The following is a 19072-nucleotide window of genomic DNA, read 5'->3' on the forward strand; positions in this document are numbered from 1 at the left end:
ACTCCCTTGTGGGGTCTGCCGGTCGGGCTCGCCGAGCAGCTCGGTCAGTCAGTCGACCCGCCCGGGTGAACGGGCGGGCGCGACACGGGAGTTGACGGCGGTCTAGTAACCGCGGGCCGGGCGGTTCGGGTCGGCCTGCTGCACCTTGGCCGCCAGGTTGTGGCCGTCCGGCGCGACGTTGTACCGGTCGCGGATGTAGTTCATCGACGCCGCCACGTTCGCCACCGGGTCGTAGATGTCGGTGGAGGTGCCCTTGACGTGGTAGGCGGCGAAGGTGGACGGGATGGTCTGCCAGCCGCCGCGCGAGCTGTTCAGCGGCGCGCCGTCGGCCTGCTTCGCGCCGTGCGCGTTGCTGTCCCACAGGTTCACCTGGCCGCTGGCCGCGTTGTACGTCGACTCGCGCTTGGCGATGGTCAGCATGCCCTTGGTCCACGCCTCGCGGGCCGCCGGGTCGGTGACGCCCATCGCGTCCAGCGCCTGCGCGATGTACTCGCGGCAGGCGGCCTCGCCGCTCTTGTACTTGCCCTTGCCGCCGTACGTGACCTCACTGGTCTTGATCTTGCCCGCGTGCGAGATCTCGATCTTCGGGTCGGGGCCGCTGTTGCCGCCGTGGTCGCCGCCACCGCCGCTGCCGCTCCCGCCGCCGTGGTCGCCGGACTTGTTCGGGCTCTTCGGCATCGGCGCGCCGCCGGGCTTCTTGGACGCGGGCCGGGTGGACGGGCTGTGGTCGCCGCCCTGGCCGGGGCTGCGCGGCGTCGGCTGCGTGGAGCCGGGCTTGCTGACGCCCTCGTGGGCCTTCTTCTCGGCCTCCTCGTACCGCTTGATCACGGTGCCGAGCTTGCGGACGTCGTCGGCGAGCTCCCTGGTGAGCTTCTCCTTCGTCGCCTCCAGCGCCGCGACCTGCGCCTCGATCGCGCTGACCTGCTGCTTGACCTGGGCCACCACCGAGCCGAAGCCGATGATGTTGCCCAGCGCGCCGGCCGCCAGGTCGGTGGCCACCGCCTTGGCCATCACGCCCTTGATCTGACCGGTCTTCTGGGCCATCTGGTTCATCCGCTGCTGGATCTCGTGGAAGTCCTTCTGGATCTTCGCGAGCTCGCTCAGCGTGACGCCGAAACCTGCCATGTCGTATCTGCTCCCCCGTCGGACCTGACACCCGTTCAGTCGTTTATCCCACCACAGGGCGTTCTGCGGCAATCACCGGCCCCCTGTCGCGTGCGCCGCTACCCGCACCGCGCCGCCCGCAAACCACCTGACCGGGCCTTTCGCCGAGATGCCGAGGTGCACCGGGCGGGCGATCATGGCGGTTGTGGACCGCCCTCCCGCGGTACCGGAAAGGCTGGGATTCGATGTTCCAACTCCTCTGGATTCTGCTGATCGGCTTCGTACTGGGTGTGCTGGCCAAGCTCATCCTCCGCGGCCCCCAGGCCATCCCGTGGTGGCTGACCATGCTCCTCGGCGCGGCCGGCGCCTGGCTGGGCAACGCCGTGGCCGGCTGGATCGGCGTCCGCCACACCTCCGGCATCGACTGGATCCGGCATGCGCTCCAGCTCGGCTTCGCGATCGCGCTGATCGCCTTCGTGGCCCCCGCCTGGAGCAAGTCCCGCACCAGCAGATAGCGCCGCCGCCCACCGCCCGGCCACCGCCGCCGCCCGTCGAGCAGTCCGCTCGGCGGGCGGCGGCACGTTCCTCCCCCGAACGGCCGACGGCCGCCGCCTCGCCGAAGCCGCCCACGACGGCCGCCGGTCAGCCGGCCCAGATCTCCCGGACCGCCCGCAGCGGGTCCCGCTCGACCCGCGCCTGCGCGCCCCAGCGCATGGTGGCGCGGCCGTCCTGGTAGGGCGGCCAGGCCGGGTCGAGGCCGCGGACGAAGGCGACCCAGGCGGCGTGCACCGCATCGGCCAGGGCCTGCGGGGGCCGGGCGCCCAGCGCCTCCTCGACGCCCTCGGCGGCCAGCGCGTCGAAGGCGAACGGCAGGTCGGTGCAGTGGTAGGCCTGACCGGCGCGGCCGGGCGCGGTGCCGGTCCACTCGAACTGGTAGAGCCAGGTGGGGCGCCCGGCCGCGACGCGGGCCTCGGCGAGGGCCAGCGCGGGGGCCCGGAACAGCCCGTCGGTGAGCACCTCGCCCGATCCGGCCCGCGGGTTCTCGGCCCGGAACCGGGCGGCGCGTTCCGGGTCCAGGCCGAACGCGGCGAGCAACGCGTCCACCTCGGGCCCGCCCGGTGCGGCCGACCCGGGCGCGGCGAACTCGTGCGCGGTGAAGCCGAGCAGCAGCGGCACCTCGGACTCGGCGACCGCCTCGGCCACCGGACGGGTCACCGACTCGCCGTCCACGCACGGGGCGAGGGCCAGCAGTGGGTCGCCGTCGCCCAGCGCGTCCTGGAGCGCGAGCAGCCGCTCGTCGCTCGCGTCCCGCAGGGCCTCGGCGGTGAGCACCGCCCCGGTCAGCCCGGCCAGCGCCGCGGCGACGGCCGGGGCGTCGGGTTCGAGCACCGCGCCGGAGGCGGAGATCGCGGCCCGCAGCAGCCCGCGCGCCGCGGGCACGGCCAGCAGGGTCTGCACCGCGCCGCCGCCCGCCGACTGCCCGGCGACGGTGACCTTCGCGGGGTCGCCGCCGAAGCCGGCGATGTTGTCGCGGACCCACTCCAGCGCGGCGACCCAGTCCCGCACGCCCCGGTTGTCGGGCGCGTCCGGCAGGTGCAGGAATCCCTCGACGCCGAGCCGGTAGCCGACGGTGACCAGCACCACGCCGTCCCGGTTGAAGGCCGCGCCGTCGTACCAGGGGCTGGCGGCGCTGCCCGCGACGTAGCCGCCGCCGTGGATCCACACCAGCACCGGCAGCCCGGCCGCCGGGTCGGCGGCGGGGGTGAAGACGTTCAGGTTCAGGGTGCCCGCGCCGGGGATCGTCGGCTCGGGAATGGTGGTGACCGCGGCGAACGGCCGGCGCTGCGCGGTCGGCCCGTACGCGGTGGCGTCGCGCACCTCGCTCCACGGCTCGGGCGGCACCGGCGCGGCGAACCGCAGCGCCCCGACGGGCGGCTGGGCGTACGGAATGCCGAGGAAGCGCGCGCTCCCGTCGGCGCGGCGCTCACCGCGCACCGGGCCGCTGCGGGTGGGGACGACGGTCATCTGTTCTGCTCCTGGACGGGTCACGGGGTGGGGCCCTGGTGTTCGACGTACTGGCGGACGCGGTTGAGCTCGGCCGGGTCGGCCGGGCGGGTCACAGGTCGAGGCCGTGGCCGAACGCGAAGACCGGGTCGGCGGTGTCGTTGGGCACGTCGGGGCGGGAGGCCGCCACGGCGGCCATCGAGCGCGGCAGTTCGAACGGCAGGCGGCCCTCGGGGCGGGCCCGGCCGAACACCACGTCGAGCAGGGCGTCGTCCTGCGCGCCGTAGTCGGCGATCAGGGCGTGCGCGCGTTCGGCGATCTCGGGGAGCACGGCCGGCCGTTCCAGGTTGATCAGCACCACGGTGGGCACGGCGTCCAGGACGGCGAGGATGCGGGCGAGTTCGTCCGCCGGGAAGTCCAGGCGCCCGGAGTGGAACAGCGACTCGAAGCGGTTCGGGCGCTGCTCGTACGGCGTGTACAGGCGCAGCACGGCGAGGTCGGCCTCGGCGGGGTGCTGGACGGCCCGGCCGTGCCGGGCGACGACGGCCGCGTCGAGGCCCTCGGTGTAGAGGCGGGGGGCGGGGCGGGTGACCGGCAGGGTGCCGTCGCGGTTGACCAGGACGGTCAGCGAGCGGCGCTGCGCGGCGGCGCCCTCAGCGCGGAACTCCGGGTTGCCGACGACCAGTTCGGCGGCGTCGGGGTCCACGTACCGCCGCTCGTCGAACAGGCCGAGGACGAACTTCTCGCGCAGCAGGCGTCGCACCGAGACATCGAGCCGCGCCTCGGTGATCCGCCCGTCGCGCAGCAGGGCGAGCAGCAGTTCGGGGCACTCCTCGCCGCCGAACTGGTCGACGCCGGCGTCGAGCGCCTTGGCGGCGCGTTCGGCGGGGGTGAGGTGTTCGACGCCCCAGGCGCGGGCGCGGTGCGGTTCGCCGAAGATCTCGTCGTCGTTGAGCAGGCCCCAGTCGGTGCACACGATGCCCTGGAAGCCGAGTTCGTCGCGCAGCAGGCCGGTGACCACGTCGCGGTTGAAGCCGAAGCCGACCTCCTCCCAGTCGGTGCCGATCGGCTGCCCGTAGTAGGGCATCATCTGGGCGGCTCCGGCGGCGACGGCGGCCCGGAACGGGGCGAGGTGCAGTTCGCGCATCCCGCCGGGGTAGACCTGTTCCTTGCCGTGCGGGAAGTGCGGGTCCTCGCCGTCCTGCTGCGGGCCGCCGCCGGGGAAGTGCTTGACCATGGCGGCCACGCTGTCCGGGCCGAGCCGCTCGCCCTGCAGGCCGCGGAGGTAGGCCTCGGCGAGTTCGGCGGTGAGCGCGGCGTCGGAGCCGAAGGTGCCGGTCTGCCGCGACCAGCGCGGTTCGGTGGCGAGGTCGAGCTGCGGGTGCAGGGCGACCCGCAGGCCGACGGCGAGGTACTCGCGGCGGGCGATGTCGGCGAAGCGGCGCACCAGTTCGGGGTCGCGGACGGCGGCCAGGCCGATCGGCTCGGGCCAGGCGGAGAACGCGCCGGCCCGGATCGAGGCGCCGATGTTGGCGGTGAAGGAGTGGCGGGGGTCGGTGGAGAGGGTGACGGGGATGCCGAGCCGGGTGCGGTGGGCGATCTCCTGGACGGCGTTGTGCCATTCGGCGATCCGGCGCGGCTCGGCGGTGCCCACCAGGTTGAAGTGGCTCAGGCCCTGGTCCCTGATCAGGCCGGTGGTGTCGGCGGGGAAGTCGCCGTCGTCGCCGGCCTCCACGGGCCGGCCGTCGGCGTGCATCGGCAGCATGGTGTGGAACATCAGGCCGGCCTTCTCCTGCGGCGTCATCCGGCCGAGCAGGTCCTCGACGCGTTCGTCCACCGGCCGGGCGGGGTCCTGGTAGGGGTGGGCGGTGTGGTGCATGGGGCTTCTCCGGTGAAGGGGTGAGGGGCGGTCAGCGGACGCCGCGGATCGGGACGACGGCGAGCGCGCCGCCCAGGATGATCAGGGCGCCGGCCAGGTAGAGCGCGTCGTAGCCGGCCAGGCCGACCACCGCGGCGGCGACCAGCGGGGCGAGGATCTGCGGCCCGGCGTTGGCGATGTTCAGCACGCCCAGGTCGCGGGCGGCGTCGGCGGCGCTCGGCAGCACCTGGGTGACCAGGGCGGTGTCCACGGCCAGGTAGCAGCCGAAGGCGATGCCGGCGAGCACGGTGTACAGCAGGATGCCGGTCCAGGTGGGCATCAGGACGGGGACGGCCATGGTGGCGGAGGCCAGCACGCAGGAGACGGCGATCAGCGGCTTGCGGCGGCCGAGCCGGTCGGACAGCCAGCCGCCGAGGACGGTGGCGGCGAGTGTGGAGACCGCGTCGACCGGGGCGAGCCAGGTCTGGGCGTCGGGGGCGGTCTGCTGCACCACTTCCGCACCAAGGAGGCGCTGCTGGTCTCGGTGCTGGAGGCCAGCGACGAGAACGACATCGAGCAGTTCTTCGCCGAGGAGTGCGCCACCGTCGCCGAGTGGTTCCACCGCCTGGTCGACCTGGCCGCGCACAACGCCGCCCGGCCCGAGCGCACCCGGATGTTCAACGCCCTGGTCGGCGAGTCGGGCGACCCGGAGCACCCCGCGCACGCCTTCTTCGCCCGCCGCTACCGGACCCTGACCGCCGACGCCGCCCAGTCGCTGCACCGCGGCGTGGCCGACGGCGAACTGCGCGCGGACACCGACTGCCCGGCCGAGGCCCGCCAACTGCTCGCCGTCATGGACGGGTTGCAGCTCCAGTGGGTGCTCGACCAGTCCGTGGACATGCCCGGCCAGCTGCACGCCTACCTGGACCGGCTGTACCGGGCGCTGTCCACCGCCGGCACGCCGCTGCCGGACGCCGCCCGCCCGCGCGACTGACGCCCGGGCCGCCGGCGGACGGCCCGGTGCGCTTATGTCAACGCCATTGACGTTGAACGACGGGGAACGGTCTGATGACGGCATCCGGGTCCCGCAACCCCGCTCCGGGGCCCGGAATCCCCCGTGCACCGCCGAAGGAGCCCCGCCATGGCCGACCCCGTCCACGCCCTCCGGGACGCCCGACCCGTACCGTTCTGGCTGGACTCCCCCGACCGGCCGGCCGCCGAATCCGCCCTGGTCGGCAGCGCCACGTGCGACCTGCTGGTGGTCGGCGGCGGCTACAGCGGCCTGTGGACCGCGCTGATCGCCAAGGAGCGCGAGCCGTCGCTGGACGTCCTGCTGATCGAGGCCCGCGAGGTCGGCTGGGCCGCCTCCGGACGCAACGGCGGCTTCTGCGAGGCAAGCCTCACCCACGGCCTCGCCAACGGCCACCAGCGCTGGCCCGGCGAACTCGCCGTCCTGGAACGCCTCGGACAGGCCAACCTCGACGCCATGCAGGAGACCGTCCGCCGCTACGGCATCGACTGCGACTGGCGGCGCAGCGGCGCCCTCAACGTCGCCACCGAACCCCACCAGGTCGCCGAACTGGAGGAGTTCGCGCGGCTCGCGGCCCGCTACGGCAGCCACCTCGACGTCCTGGACCGGGACGCGGTGCGCGCCGAGATCGACTCCCCCACCTTCCTCGGCGGCCTGTGGGACCGCGACGGCGTCGCCATGCTCGACCCGGCCCGGCTCGCCTGGGGCCTCAAGCGCGCCTGCCTCGACCTCGGCGTCCGCATCCACGAGCACACGCCCGCCACCGCCCTCGCCGACACCCCGCGCGGCCTGGACGTGCGCACCCCCTACGGCCGGATCACCGCCCGCCGCGCCGCCCTGGCCACCAACGCCTTCCCGTCCCTGCTGCGCCGTCACCGGCCGTACACCGTCCCGGTCTACGACTACGCGCTGATGACGGAGCCGCTGACGGACGCCCAACTCGCCTCCGTCGGCTGGCGCCACCGGCAGGGCTGGTCCGACAGCGCCAACCACTTCCACTACGTGCGGCTGTCGGCCGACAACCGGATCCTGTTCGGCGGCTACGACGTCGTCCACCAGTACGGCGGCCGGATCGGCGCCGAGCGCGACCAGCGGCCGGAGACCTTCGCCACCCTGGCCCGGCACTTCCGGCGGACCTTCCCCCAGCTGGAGGGCCTGCGCTTCACCCACGCCTGGGGCGGCGCGATCGACACCTGCACCCGGTTCTCGGCGTTCTTCGACCTGTCGCACCGCGGCCGGGTCGCCTACGCGGCCGGCTTCACCGGGCTCGGCGTCGGCGCGACCCGGTTCGGCGCCGAGGTGATGCTCGACCTGCTCGCCGGCGGGCGCACCGAGCGCACCGCGCTGGAGATGGTCCGCCGCAAGCCGCTGCCGTTCCCGCCCGAGCCGGTCCGCTCGATCGGCATCGGCATCACCCAGTGGGCGCTGACCCGCGCCGACGCCGACGCCGGACGCCGCAACCTGTGGCTGCGCACCCTCGACCGCTTCGGCCTGGGCTTCGACAGCTGACCGCAGCGCCGCGGCCCGGTGCGCGGCCGCTCCGGGCCGTACCGGCAGTTGTCGTACGGGTCGCCCGGGTGCGCCCGGCGGCCGGCCGTCCCCGCCGCGCGGGTCCGGCGGGGTGGGGGTCACGAACGGGTGATGTTGGGGGGTTCGGGCGGTCGCGGGGCGGACGGCGGGTCAGCATCGGGGGTGTCCGCCGGGGTGTGGCCCTCGGGGTCGGCGGGCGGGGGAGAACATGCTCAGCACGATGGAGGTTCCATGCGTTTGGTCTCAAGTGGCCGGCTCCACGCCACGTTCGAGCTCGGTGATCTGCAGGTGGTGTCGCTGCGGGACGGGTACATCGACATGCCGCCGACCCGGCTGCGCGGCACGGACGGGCGGGCGCTCGACGAGCTGCCGCCCGAGGTTCCGCTGGCGGACGAGAATCTGCGGTTGTCGGTGAACGCCTTCTTCGTCACCGACGGCACCTGGTCGCTTCTGGTCGACACCGGTGCGTCGAACGTCTGGCACGTTCCGGGCATGGGGCGGATCTACGAGGCGCTGGAGGAGGCAGAAGTAGAGCGGGGCTGCATCACCGATGTGGCCATCACCCACCGGCACGAGGACCACGTGAGCGGTCTGATCGCGCCGGACGGTTCGGAGGCGTTCGCCAAGCTCGAACGGGTGTGGATCGGCGCGGCCGACGCCTCGGTGTTCACGGGACGGCTGGAGCCGATCCGCGAGCGGGTGGTGCCGGTGTCGGAGCAGGTCGCGATCAACGACTGGGCGACCGCGCTCCCGGCGCCCGGCCACACGCCCGGGCACACCGTCTACGAGATCAGCAGCGGTGGCGAACACCTGCTGGTGTGGGGCGACACCGTGCACGTGCCGACGCTCCAGTTCGACCGGCCGGAGGTGTCCTGGGAGCTCGACGGCGACCAGTCCCGGGCCCGGGCGGCGCGGGCGGCGCTGCTGGAGCGGCTGTCGCGGCCGGGCCACTTCGTGGCGGGGGCGCACCTGGACTCCCCCGGCATCGCGCGGGTGAGTCCGTCCGGCGACGGCTACGCGTTGGAGTACCTGGCGGCGCCGATCGACTGACCCGGCGGGCGGCGGCCCCGCACCGGCGGTCGGGGGCGAGCGCCCCGGGAGACAGCGCGTTCCCGGCGGCGCCCCTCCCCGTTCGCACTGCTCAGAGGAGGCTTGCGGTCGGGGTCGCGGCGAGCGCGCGCTGGGTGGCGAACTCGACGACCTGGGCGGCGATTTCCTCCAGCTGTGCCTGGACGTGGTCGTCCTTGCAGTCCCCGGCGGGCGAGAAGCGGGTGATCGAGGTGTTGATGGCGGCGCCCAGCGGGGTGGGCCAGCCGCGCAGGGCGTGGGTGACGTCGCGCAGGGCGGCCAGCGTGGCGACGGCGCCCTGCCAGCCGTTGGCGACCGCGACGCATCCGACGGCCCGGTCGCTGAAGTAGGGGCGGGTGTCCTCGCGCAGTTCCTCGACGTAGTCGAGGGCGTTCTTGACCAGGCCGGATATTCCGCCGTGGTAGGCGGGACTGGCCAGGACGAGGGCGTCGGCGCCGGCGACGGCGGACAGCAGCTGTCCGGCCTGCGGGGTGGTGCTGCCCTGCCGGGGGTCGTACAGCGGCAGGGACAGTGCCGGTCCGGCGATCAGCTGCACTGATGCGCCGCGCTTCGCCGCCGCGTCCAGGACGATCCGCAGGGCTTTCTCGGCTGTGGATCCGGGCCGGCTCGAACCGCCGACACCGACCACGTTCACGATCCGGTGCACTGGTGGCGCCTCCTTCTCTTTCGGGGATCTCGGGGTGTTCGCGGCGCGGGGTGCGGTAGTAGGGGCCGACGGGGCGTCGGATCGTCGGGCGGCAGCAGAAGGTGATTCCACTCGTGCGTGGTGAACACGGAGTGGAACCACCTTCTGCCTGTTCAGGTCACGCGACTGCGCGGCCGAGCGGTCACACCGCCGACGCCACGCCGTCCTGACGCTCGGTCTCCTCCGCGGCGGGAACCACGGGGGCGCGCCGGAAGTTCGTCACGACGAGCAGGATCAGCACGATGCCGGCGACGGTGGCCCACATGGCGGTGCGCACCCCGTCGGAGGTGGCCACGCGCAGCGCCTCGCCGGTCAGGCCCTCGTGGCCGGAGTTGGCGATCGCCACCAGGACGGCCAGGCCGACTGCGGCGCCGACCTGCTGGCCGGTGGAGGCGACGCCCGAGGCGATGCCCTGGTCCTCGGACGCGACACCGGTGGTCGCCGCCGCGTACATGGCGGTGAAGATGGTGCCCTGGCCGAGGCTGAGGATGAGCACGCCCGGTACCAGCTGCAGGTAGGTGCCGCTGGGCGAGACGGAGAACGCGAACGCCACGGTGCCGATCAGGCCCAGCAACAGGGCGCCGGTCAGCGTGGCGCGCACGCCGAAGCGGGTGGCCAGCTTTCCACCGGACAGGTTGCCGATGAGGACGCCGACGCACGGGAGCAGGAAGGCGATGCCGCTCTTGGTGGCGGAGTAGCCGTGCACGCTCTGGAAGTACAGGGTGAAGAAGTAGGGCAGTGCGCCGAACGTCCCCATGAAGATGAAGGTGACGACGGTGCCGGTGCTCAGGTTGCGGTTGCGGAACAGGCGCAGCGGCAGCAGCGGGTCGCGGCCGCGGCCTTCGATGGTGAAGAAGACGCCGAGGATCACCACGGAGATCGCGGCGGTGACCAGGATCGTCGGGGAGGTCCAGCCGGACTCGGGGCCCTGGACGAGGGTGAAGACCAGCAGGGTCGATCCGACGGTGGCGGTGAGGGCACCGGGGAGGTCGAACTTGCGTCCGCCGACGCCCTGGTCGGTGTCCTTGGGGATGATGAGGAAGGCGAGCAGCATGGCGCCGCCGGCCAGCGGGACGTTGGCGAAGAAGATCGACGCCCAGCCGAAGGCGCCGGTGAGGACGCCGCCCAGCAGGGAGCCGAGGATCATGCCGCTGCCGCCGGCGCCGCCCCAGATGGCCAGGGCGCGGTTGCGCTCGGGGCCTTCGGCGAAGGTGGTGGTGACCAGGGACAGGGTCGAGGGAGCCAGGAAGGCGCCGCCGATGCCCTGGACCGCGCGGGCGACGATCAAGGTGGTGGGGTCGCCGGCGAGTGCTCCGGCGAGCGAGGAAGCGGCGTAGAGGAACAGGCCGAAGGTGAACATCCGGCGGCGGCCGAAGAGGTCGGCGGCGCGGCCGCCGAGCAGCAGGAAGCCGCCGAAGGCGACGGCGTAGGCGCTGACGACCCACTGGAGGGTCTGGGCGGAGAATCCGACGCCGGTCCGGATCTCGGGGAGTGCGACGAAGACGATGCTGTAGTCAACAGCGTAGATGCACTGGGCGAAAGCCAGCAGTGCCAGGATCAAGCCGAGGCGTCGGCGAGGTGGCGCAGTGGCGCCGGCGACTGCAGAAGGCATGGGTGTGCCTGTCCCTTCCGGGTTTATCGGGTGCGTGTCAGTGGTGCGGCGGGTGCGACGGGTCGGTGCCGGTCGGCGGGGCCGCGTTGGTGTGCCCCTGCCGGTACGGCGGGGCGGGTCTGGTGGCAACGTGCCCGCGGGCAGCGTTGTGGGCCGTGTTCATGGATGCGTGCCCCCTCGGTCGTGTGTGGTGCGGGGCGGGTGGCCCCGGGTGGGCGGCGGTCTTCGCCGGCCTGGTCGTGCCGCTGCGTCACGGCTTGAGGTGGTCGTGGAACCACTGGGTGAAGGCCGCGTCGAGTTGGTCGCGTTCGTCCCGGTCGTCGGGGAGGTGGCCGCGGGAGAGCCGGATGAAGCGCACGGTCTTGCCCAAGTCGGTGAGTGTCCGGTGGAGTTGCTCGGTCGCGTTGAAGGCGACGGTGGTGTCGCCCTCGGCGTGGGCGAGCAGCAGGGGGGCCTGGATGGCGGCCGCGTGCGTGAGGGGGCTGGCGTCCCTGAGTCTGGCGAGGTCCTGCGGGTCGTCGACGTCGCCGATCCATTCGGTGACGCGGCGGCTCCAGGTGGGCGGCAGGGCGCGGATGTCGCTCTCGAGGTCGGCGGGTCCGCAGATGGCGATGCCGGCGCGCCAGTGGTGGGGCAGTCGGGACAGGCAGCTGAGTGCGGCGAAGCCGCCGTAGGACATGCCGTGGACGCCGAGGCGGTCGCCGTCCACCCAGGGCAGGCTGCGCAGGTAGTGGGCGGCGGCGTCGAAGTCGGCGAGGTCGCCGCGGCCCCAGTCGCGGTAGATCAGGCGCTGGTAGGCGAGTCCCCGCCCGGTGGAGCCGCGGACGTTGGGCGCCAGGACGGCGATGCCGGCGCGGACCAGGCGCTGGATCAGCGGGTCGTGGACGGGCAGGGCCGCCCATTCGGGGCCGCCGTGGATGGTCAGGACGGCGGGGACGGGGCCCGTCGTGCGGGCCGGGCGGTAGAGCAGGCCGGTGATGTCGAGGCCGTCGGCCGAGGTGAAGTGGACCGTCTGCGGGACGACCAGGTCGTCGGGCAGGTCGTCGCCGAAGCGGCTGAGCTGCTGGGTGCGGCCGGTGTCCGGGTCGACGGAGAAGAACTCGGTGGCCCGGTCGGAGGCGCCGACCTGGGCGAGGAGGTGTCCGGCGGCGCTGAAGCGGGGGACGAAGCCGTCGTAGCCGAAGGGCTGGGAGGCGAATCCCGGCAGTTCGATGCGGGTGTCGTGGTTGCACAGGACGGTGCGCTGGTCGTCGGGTAACGCCCACAGGACCCGGTCGGGGCCGACGACGACGTTCTCGATGTCGGCGTCCGGGGTGGCGATCCACCTCAGCGGGCGGCCGGGTTCGAGCAGGGCGACGCCGAGGTGGTCGCGGCCCTCGGTGGTGCACACGTAGATGCCGTCCTCGTTCCAGCCGCCCGGCTGGTACTTGGCGGGGCCGTCGTGCGGGGTGAGGTGCTCGGTGCGGCCGGTGACGAGGTCGCAGGCGTACAGGTCCTGGTCGGTGTTCTGGTGGAACTTCAGGACCAGGAGCCGGCGGGAGTCGGGCGAGAAGCAGACGGGCACGTAGCGGTCGTCGCCCCGGAGGACCATCGTGGACTCGCCGGTTTCCAGGTCGCGCACGTAGACGTCGAGGCAGGTGACGTCGCGTGCGCTGGTGGCGTAGGCGAGCAGCCGGCCGTCGGGGCTGTAGGGGGTGCTCGCGGTGGAGTACGGCACGCCCACCTCGCGGCGGATGCCGGGTTCCTGCTCCAGCCACTCCACCTCGCCGGTGGCGGGGTCGATCTCGGCCAAGCGGTAGTCCTGGCCGCCGGTGACGTCGACGACGGCGAGCAGGCGGGTCTCGTCGGGCCGCCAGGCCAGGCGGGTGACCGCGCCGTCGATCGGCAGGACGCGCCGCCGGCCTTCCCAGGTCTGGAACCAGGGCTGCGGGCGGCCGGACTCGTCGCCGACGTACGCGAAGCCCTCCTTGGCGGGCCATGCTCCCCAGAGACTCATGAGTGCGCCGCCAGGGCGAGTTGGATGGTGGCGGCGGCGACGATCCCGCGGCGGAACCGGTCGAGTTCGAGGTTCTCGTCGGGGGCGTGGTTGGCCTCGTCGGCGTTGGCGAGCGGCACCCCGTAGCAGGGGCAGGCGAGTTCGTCGCTGAGGACGGCCATCGGCAGGCTTCCGCCGAGGGACGGCACCAGCAGGGGCCGCTGGCCGAGGACGTCCTCGACCGCCTGGAGGATGGTGCCGGTATAAGGGGTCTCCGGCAGTGTGGTGGAGGGGGCCATGGCCGCGCCGGGGACGAATTCGACGTCGGGGGCGTGCTCGGCGATGTGGCGCCGGATGGCGTCGGCAACCTGCTCGGGGGTCTGGCCGCCGACCAGGCGGGCCTCGCAGCGGGCGACGGCGACGTCGGGGATCACCGCGCGGTGGTCGCCGGAATCCGCGCAGCTGAGCGAGTTGACGGTCAGGGTGGGCCGGGCGAAGCGTTCGTGGAACCCGATGCCGGTGGGCGGTTCCATGCCGGTCGCGCCGATCGTCCGGAGCGTCGCGTCGACGTCGACGGGGAGGTCGGCCAGGGCGGCGAGCTGTCCGCCGCTCAGCGGGGGCACCTGGTCGGCGAAGCCGGGGACGGTGACGATGCCCTCGGCCGTGCGCATGGTGGCCAGCAGCTGCACCAGGGTCCAGGCGGGGTTGGGCGCGACTCCGCCCCAATTGCCCGAGTGCAGAGGCCGGTTGGCGCCCCGGGCGCGAAGTTCGAACATCAGGATGCCGCGGACGCCGAGGACCACGCAGGGTCTGCCGGAGTCGTCCACGGGGCCGTCGCTCCAGATCACCAGGTCGGGCCGGCCGACCTGGCGCACGGCCGCGGCGAGGTTGGGGCTGCCGATCTCCTCCTCGCCGTCGAGCAGGACCGTGACCCGGCAGGGGAACCCGCCGGTCAGGTCCCGCAGGGCGCGCAGTCCGAGGAGTTGGGCGAGGTGCTGGCCCTTGTTGTCCCCGGTGCCGCGGCCGTACATGCGGCCGTCGCGGATGGAGGGGACGAAGGGGGGTGTGGTCCACAGTTCCAGCGGCCCGGCGGGCTGGACGTCGTAGTGGCCGTAGATCAGGACGTGCGGTCCGGGGCCGTCGGCGGTGCCCACCAGTGCGGGCCAGCCGCCGGTTTCGACCTCGCGGGCCTCCAGGCCGGAGGCCCGTAACAGGCGAAGCCCGTGGGCGGCCGCTTCGGCCATGCCTTCCCCGGTACGGCTGACGCTCGGTCGGGAGATCCAGTCCGCCAGCTCACCGTCCAGATCGCGGGCCTCGACCCACTCCTGGAGCTGCTTGATCACAGACCCTCCAACCGATTGCACAGAATGAAATCGATGTGCAGTCAAGCAAACTGACGGACCGTTGGCAAGGTACAGTCCACGGTGTGGAAGCGACCATCGAAGACCTCAAAGCGCTCGGACACCCGGTACGCTGGCGCATTCTGCGGCTGTGCCTGGACCGTGCCTTCACCAACAAGGAGCTGTCGGTCGAGCTCGACCTCGCTCCCGCAACCACCCTGCGCCACGTCCGCGCACTGGTGAAGACCGACTTCCTGGTGGCGGAACCGGTCTGCACCGGCGAGCACGGCGCGCTGCAGCGGCCCTACCGGGCCACCGCACGCACCCGAGGGCTGATCATTCCGCCCGACGACTCCGGCCTGGCCCAGCAGGTCGACCTGGCCGTCCTGGGCGCGCACCGCACCGAGTTGATAGCCGCGGGCAAGGACTCCGGACGCGGCGCCAAGCGCGGGGTGCTGCGGCTGCGGCCCTCCTCGGTGGACTCGCTGCACCGCCGGATCGAAGCTCTGATCGCCGAGTACGCCGACGAGGCCGACGGCGAGCCGCTGAGCTACCTGTGGTCGTTGGCCGCCCGCCCGGCACTCGACCCCGACCCCCGCGAGAACAACGGGCCAGCAACGATTGACCGATCGCCGTGACCGGTGCTTGACTCAAACACCATTCGAGCGAAACGCTCACCGCTGCCTCGGCGGCCGGAAGGGCGACAGCGCGATTTGTCTGTTACGCGTGGGACGGTGTCAGGGCAGGGCAATCCGCCGACACGGACCATTGGCACGATGCAAGCTCGGCGGGGCGGTTCCGCACGCCCTCGGCACTGAATCCGGGGAAACCCGGAGCATGGAATCCGGAAAAGGGTCACGAATGAAAATTGTCATTGCCGGCGGTCACGGGAAGATCGCCATGCGGTTGACCCGGCGCCTCGCCCGACGCGGCGACTCCGTCGTGGGAATCGTACGCAACCCCCGCCACATCGAGGACATCAGAAAGCTCGGCGGCGACGCCGCGCTGCTCGACCTCGAGCGCGCGACGGTGGACGAGGTGGCCGCGGTCGTGGCCGGCGCGGACGCCGTCGTCTTCTCCGCCGGCTCGGGCAACAGCGCCACCGCCGCCCGCCGGGACAAGATGGACCGCGCCGCCGTCGCGCTCGTCATGGACGGGGCCGAGAAGGCCGGCGTGCGCCGGTTCCTGCACGTCAGCTCGATCAACGTCGGGTGCGCCGAGGACCGCGGCATCGGCGAGGGCTACGCCGTCTACCTGCGGGCCAAACACGGTGCCGAGCAGCACATATTCGCCCGCACCGAGCTGGACTGGACCGTCCTGCGGCCCGGCGTGCTCACCGACGGCAACGGCGAAGGCACCGTCGAACTCACCGTCGGCGCCGAGGTGGCGCCCCGGGGCGCCAGGTTCGACCAGGTCGCCCGGGAGGACGTCGCGGGCGTCCTGGAAGCACTCATCGACCGGCCGGAGACCGCCGGCCGCATCTACGTGGTGGTCGGCGGACCGACCCCCATCGAGAAGGCGGTCGACGCCCTCTGACACGCACTGCGCGGACCACGCCCGCCGCCCCGTGACCCGGGGCGGCGCGGCACGGGCCCGCCACGGATTCCCGACGCCCGGAATCCGTGAATGCCGGCCGATCACGGCCCGGCCACAGCTCCCGCCGGACGCGACCTCGGCAGGAACGACACGGAACGCCGCACGGACGGCGGCGCCCCGCGCCCTGCCGGAAAAACGTGCGGGCGAAATTCCTTACCCTCCCCGCGCGGTTCCGATTCCGGCGGGGGGCACAGCAAGAAAGGTCTCCTTTCAACACACCGGGGGGTGCTTTGTTGTGCAGTCAGTTGCCAAGACAAGACCGGCGCATGGGCCCGGCATAGTGATCGCCGGCGACGGCGCCGTGAAAACGGCACCGTCGAACAACCCGGACGCATATCGATTAGGCTCCCTCCCGGTGGTCGAACCGCCACCCCACCGGTTTCCGGACGCCCGCACCCCGGACGCCCCGGTCGGCTGCACCCACTGGGCGGTGACCGCGGCGACCATCCCCTCCTGGGACGCGGCCACCGGCGCCGACGCGGCCGCCCGCCCGCGCTTCGTGGACGACATCGACGGGCTCTCGGCCCGGGCCCACTGGGCCGGCCTGCTGCTCCTGGAGGGCTGCGCCGCCGAAGGCGCCGCCACCGAACCGGCCCTGCCCGAGCGGCACATGCTCGACACGGCGATCGGGCCGGCCGTCACCACCGTGGTCGTCGCGGCCCGGGCGCCCCACTGGTTCGACCCGGAGGAGGCCGACCGGCCCGGCCCCGGCCGGCCCTGGTTCGCCGAGATCGGCTACGCGCACTGCCTCGCCCTGCTGATGGCCGGTCAGGTGCGCCACGCCTGCCGGATCGCCGAGAACGGCTACCGCCACGAGGTGGCCGCCGGGAACACCGCCCTGGCCGACGGCTGGCTGGCGATGCGCGGCCGGGTCGCCGACGTGACCGGCGCCCCGCACCGCCCCGACGGCCCCACCCCGCACCTCATGCTGGCGCCGCGCCCCGCCGCACTCGCCGTCTTCGGCGACCAGGCCGACGCCCGCCAGGACAGTCGGCACGAGAACCGTCTCTTCCTGCCCTGGTCGACCCTCAGCCGGGCCTGGGCCACCGCGGCCGGCGGGAACACCACCCTCGCCGCCCGCCAGGCCCTGGCCGCCGCCGACATCGCCATGGCCCTGGGCCAGTACGCCGTCGAAGCCACCGCGAGCTACGACGTGGCCCGCCTGGGCAACCCGCACGCCGTCCGGCACCGCCTGGCCGCGCTCATCGAACTGGTCCCCGGGCCGGTCGTGCCGGCCATGGCCGCCGCCGCGGCCGCACTGGCCCGCTCCGACCCCACGGCACTGGACCTCGCCGGCGCGAAGTTCACCAAACTGGGCATGGACCTGCTCGCCGCGGAGACCGCCACCGCCGCGGCCGCCCTGCGCCGCACCCGCACCTCCCCCAGCTCGCTCGCCTGTCCGACCGCGACGACCCCGCTGCTGCAACTGACCGCACCGCTGGTCGACCTGACCAGCCGCGAACGGGACGTCGTCCTCCTGGCCGCGGGCGGCCTGACCAGTCCCGCCATCGGGCACCGACTGGCCCTGTCCGCCCGCACCGTCGACAACTACCTGGGCCGCGCCTACCAGAAGCTCGGGGTGACCAGTCGCCGCGATCTGGGCCCACTGGTCGTCGGCGACCGCACCCCACCGCACATCCACGCCGAAGGGAAACTGCGATGACCTCCATGAGCGACCTCGAGAAGATATCGGCCAACCGGGACGGCTTCAATCTGCGCGCCCGGGCGCACATGCAGTCCTCCTACTACAACGTCGAGCAGTTCAAGCAGGGCCGCAACATGCTCCGCAAGCTGGAGCGGGAGGAGCTCGGCGACGTCAGCGGCAAGACCCTGCTCGAACTCCAGTGCCACATCGGCGTCAACGCGCTCTCGCTGGCCCGCATGGGCGCGAAGGTCACCGGCACCGACATCTCCGACGAGGCCATCGACATCGCCCGCGGCCTCGCCGCCGAGCTCGACCTCGACGCGCAGTTCGTCCAGGCCAACCTCTACGACCTGCCCAGCGTCCTCGACGGCCAGTTCGACATGGTCTTCACCGGCTACGGCACCCTGTCGTTCCTGCCCGACATCGACGCCTGGGCCAAGGTCGCCACGCAGTACGTCAAGCCGGGCGGCACCCTGACCGTGGTCGAGATCCACCCGATGCTCACCCTCATGGGCGACGTGGACGGCGAACTGCGGATCGCCCGCTCGCTGTTCCAGTCCCGGGACGTGCACCACGAGATGTCCGCCACCTACTCCGACCGGATCGACGACGAGGTGGAGGTGGAGACCCACAGCATCTACGGCTGGCGCTGGAGCATCGAGCAGGTCGTCAACGCCCTCATCAACGCGGGCATGACCATCGAGCGCATCCGCGAGGTCCCCTACGACGCCCGCCAGCGGCTCCCGCTGATGGTGCCGGACGGCGACCACAACTGGCGCATCCCGGGCGACCCGATCCCGCTGTCCTTCTCCTGCATCGCCCGGCGGGCGTGAGCCGCGCCATGGCAGAGCAGATCGTCGCCACCCCGGAAATCCGCGAGTACGTGCGCGCCGTCTCACTGCGCGAGGACCCCCTGCTGGCCGAACTGCGCGAGCAGACCGCCGGACTGCCCGGCGGCGCGGCCATGCAGGTGATGGCCGAGGAGGGCCAGCTGCTGGCGCTCCTGGTGAGCCTGACCGGCGCCCGGTCGGTCCTGGAGATCGGCACCTTCACCGGCTACAGCACCCTGTGCATGGCCCGTGCGCTGCCGTCCGAGGGCACCCTGGTCACCCTGGACCTCAACGGGCGGTGGCCGGCCATCGGCGCCGACTACTGGCAGCGCGCCGGCGTCGCCGACCGCATCGACGTCCGCCTCGGGGACGCCTCGCAGACCCTGGCCGCGCTCCTCGACGAACGGGGCAAGGAGAGCTTCGACCTCGTCTTCATCGACGCGGACAAGGCCAACTACGGCGCCTACTACGAGGCCGCGCTCGGCCTCACCCGCCCGCAGGGGCTGATCGTCATCGACAACACGCTGTTCTTCGGGCGGGTCGTCGATCCCGGCAGCCACGACCCGGACACCGTCGCGGTCCGGGAGCTCAACACCGCGCTGCACGAAGATCCCCGCGTGGACGTCTCCATGCTCACCATGGCCGACGGAATCACGCTGGCCCGCAAGCGTCCCGGATGGCTTCACCCCGCGCGCCCGCCAGGTCGTGATCACCTCCCACCAGGCCGCCAAGGACACCGGCAGCCCCGAGATCCGCCCCGAGCACCTGGTGCTC

The 19072-nt window shown here is 73.0% G+C and carries 16 protein-coding genes and 1 pseudogene; 9 read left to right on the plus strand and 8 right to left on the minus strand.

What is annotated here, in order from left to right:
• Positions 1-102: 102 nt before the first annotated feature.
• Entirely contained in the window at positions 103-1125 is a 1023-nt protein-coding gene (locus ACWEMJ_RS30430) for a transglycosylase SLT domain-containing protein (protein ID WP_452140346.1), read from the minus strand.
• A 224-nt stretch (positions 1126-1349) separates the two neighbouring features.
• Between ACWEMJ_RS30430 and ACWEMJ_RS30435 the strand changes: the two genes are divergently transcribed.
• The gene (locus ACWEMJ_RS30435) at positions 1350-1619 is read left to right on the plus strand and encodes a GlsB/YeaQ/YmgE family stress response membrane protein (RefSeq protein WP_452140347.1); all 270 of its coding nucleotides are present in this window, start codon (positions 1350-1352) and stop codon (positions 1617-1619) included.
• Between the two features lie 127 nt (positions 1620-1746).
• On the opposite strand, the gene ACWEMJ_RS30440 is transcribed toward ACWEMJ_RS30435, so the two are convergent.
• From ACWEMJ_RS30440 to ACWEMJ_RS30450, 3 genes are all read right to left on the minus strand, one after another.
• Positions 1747-3129 (minus strand): carboxylesterase/lipase family protein, encoded by a 1383-nt coding sequence (locus ACWEMJ_RS30440; RefSeq protein WP_452140348.1) that lies wholly within the window; start codon positions 3127-3129, stop codon positions 1747-1749.
• A 91-nt stretch (positions 3130-3220) separates the two neighbouring features.
• Entirely contained in the window at positions 3221-4987 is a 1767-nt protein-coding gene (locus ACWEMJ_RS30445; protein WP_452140349.1) for a glycoside hydrolase family 3 protein, read from the minus strand.
• 31 nt (positions 4988-5018) lie between these two features.
• Positions 5019-5480 carry an MFS transporter gene (locus tag ACWEMJ_RS30450; RefSeq protein ID WP_452140350.1) on the minus strand — a complete coding sequence of 154 codons (462 nt, stop codon included), beginning with the start codon at positions 5478-5480 and terminating at the stop codon, positions 5019-5021.
• 30 nt (positions 5481-5510) lie between these two features.
• Between ACWEMJ_RS30450 and ACWEMJ_RS30455 the strand changes: the two genes are divergently transcribed.
• From ACWEMJ_RS30455 to ACWEMJ_RS30465, 3 genes are all read left to right on the plus strand, one after another.
• Positions 5511-5960 (plus strand): TetR family transcriptional regulator C-terminal domain-containing protein, encoded by a 450-nt coding sequence (locus ACWEMJ_RS30455; RefSeq protein WP_452140351.1) that lies wholly within the window; start codon positions 5511-5513, stop codon positions 5958-5960.
• Between the two features lie 147 nt (positions 5961-6107).
• Complete coding sequence (locus ACWEMJ_RS30460) at positions 6108-7505, plus strand: NAD(P)/FAD-dependent oxidoreductase (RefSeq protein ID WP_452140352.1); 1398 nt, start codon at positions 6108-6110, stop codon at positions 7503-7505.
• A gap of 252 nt (positions 7506-7757) precedes the next feature.
• Positions 7758-8576 (plus strand): MBL fold metallo-hydrolase, encoded by an 819-nt coding sequence (locus ACWEMJ_RS30465; protein WP_452140353.1) that lies wholly within the window; start codon positions 7758-7760, stop codon positions 8574-8576.
• Between the two features lie 91 nt (positions 8577-8667).
• Here the strand turns inward: ACWEMJ_RS30465 and ACWEMJ_RS30470 are convergent, their stop codons facing one another.
• From ACWEMJ_RS30470 to ACWEMJ_RS30485, 4 genes are all read right to left on the minus strand, one after another.
• Complete coding sequence (locus ACWEMJ_RS30470; protein WP_452140354.1) at positions 8668-9261, minus strand: NADPH-dependent FMN reductase; 594 nt, start codon at positions 9259-9261, stop codon at positions 8668-8670.
• 181 nt (positions 9262-9442) lie between these two features.
• Positions 9443-10912 carry an MFS transporter gene (locus ACWEMJ_RS30475; RefSeq protein ID WP_452140355.1) on the minus strand — a complete coding sequence of 490 codons (1470 nt, stop codon included), beginning with the start codon at positions 10910-10912 and terminating at the stop codon, positions 9443-9445.
• Positions 10913-11162: 250 nt separating this feature from the next.
• Positions 11163-12908 carry a S9 family peptidase gene (locus ACWEMJ_RS30480; protein WP_452140356.1) on the minus strand — a complete coding sequence of 582 codons (1746 nt, stop codon included), beginning with the start codon at positions 12906-12908 and terminating at the stop codon, positions 11163-11165.
• On the minus strand, positions 12905-14230 hold the full coding sequence (locus ACWEMJ_RS30485) for a M20/M25/M40 family metallo-hydrolase (RefSeq protein WP_452140357.1): 1326 nt from the start codon (positions 14228-14230) through the stop codon (positions 12905-12907). Before ACWEMJ_RS30485 ends, ACWEMJ_RS30480 begins: the two co-directional genes overlap by 4 nt.
• Before the next feature lie 83 nt (positions 14231-14313).
• Between ACWEMJ_RS30485 and ACWEMJ_RS30490 the strand changes: the two genes are divergently transcribed.
• The 5 genes and pseudogenes from ACWEMJ_RS30490 to ACWEMJ_RS30510 form a co-directional block, all read left to right on the plus strand.
• Positions 14314-14865, plus strand: coding sequence for an ArsR/SmtB family transcription factor (locus tag ACWEMJ_RS30490; protein WP_452140358.1), 552 nt, complete (start codon positions 14314-14316; stop codon positions 14863-14865).
• 223 nt (positions 14866-15088) lie between these two features.
• Positions 15089-15763 (plus strand): NAD(P)H-binding protein, encoded by a 675-nt coding sequence (locus tag ACWEMJ_RS30495; RefSeq protein WP_452140359.1) that lies wholly within the window; start codon positions 15089-15091, stop codon positions 15761-15763.
• Between the two features lie 415 nt (positions 15764-16178).
• Positions 16179-17486, plus strand: a complete 1308-nt coding sequence (locus tag ACWEMJ_RS30500) for a helix-turn-helix domain-containing protein (RefSeq protein ID WP_452140360.1) — start codon at positions 16179-16181, stop codon at positions 17484-17486.
• A gap of 5 nt (positions 17487-17491) precedes the next feature.
• Entirely contained in the window at positions 17492-18301 is an 810-nt protein-coding gene (locus ACWEMJ_RS30505) for a class I SAM-dependent methyltransferase (RefSeq protein ID WP_452140361.1), read from the plus strand.
• 8 nt (positions 18302-18309) lie between these two features.
• Positions 18310-18969 (plus strand): annotated as a pseudogene (locus tag ACWEMJ_RS30510) (O-methyltransferase); the annotation flags it as partial.
• Positions 18970-19072: the final 103 nt, after the last annotated feature.

The organism is Kitasatospora sp. NPDC004531 (assembly GCF_053602195.1).

Excerpts from the sequence above, each read along its gene's own strand:
- ACWEMJ_RS30430 (WP_452140346.1), bottom strand. The coding sequence starts at position 1,125 with ATGGCAGGTTTCGGCGTCACGCTGAGCGAGCTCGCGAAGATCCAGAAG.
- ACWEMJ_RS30435 (WP_452140347.1), top strand. The coding sequence starts at position 1,350 with ATGTTCCAACTCCTCTGGATTCTGCTGATCGGCTTCGTACTGGGTGTG.
- ACWEMJ_RS30440 (WP_452140348.1), bottom strand. The coding sequence starts at position 3,129 with ATGACCGTCGTCCCCACCCGCAGCGGCCCGGTGCGCGGTGAGCGCCGC.
- ACWEMJ_RS30445 (WP_452140349.1), bottom strand. The coding sequence starts at position 4,987 with ATGCACCACACCGCCCACCCCTACCAGGACCCCGCCCGGCCGGTGGAC.
- ACWEMJ_RS30460 (WP_452140352.1), top strand. The coding sequence starts at position 6,108 with ATGGCCGACCCCGTCCACGCCCTCCGGGACGCCCGACCCGTACCGTTC.
- ACWEMJ_RS30465 (WP_452140353.1), top strand. The coding sequence starts at position 7,758 with ATGCGTTTGGTCTCAAGTGGCCGGCTCCACGCCACGTTCGAGCTCGGT.
- ACWEMJ_RS30475 (WP_452140355.1), bottom strand. The coding sequence starts at position 10,912 with ATGCCTTCTGCAGTCGCCGGCGCCACTGCGCCACCTCGCCGACGCCTC.
- ACWEMJ_RS30480 (WP_452140356.1), bottom strand. The coding sequence starts at position 12,908 with ATGAGTCTCTGGGGAGCATGGCCCGCCAAGGAGGGCTTCGCGTACGTC.
- ACWEMJ_RS30495 (WP_452140359.1), top strand. The coding sequence starts at position 15,089 with ATGAAAATTGTCATTGCCGGCGGTCACGGGAAGATCGCCATGCGGTTG.
- ACWEMJ_RS30505 (WP_452140361.1), top strand. The coding sequence starts at position 17,492 with ATGAGCGACCTCGAGAAGATATCGGCCAACCGGGACGGCTTCAATCTG.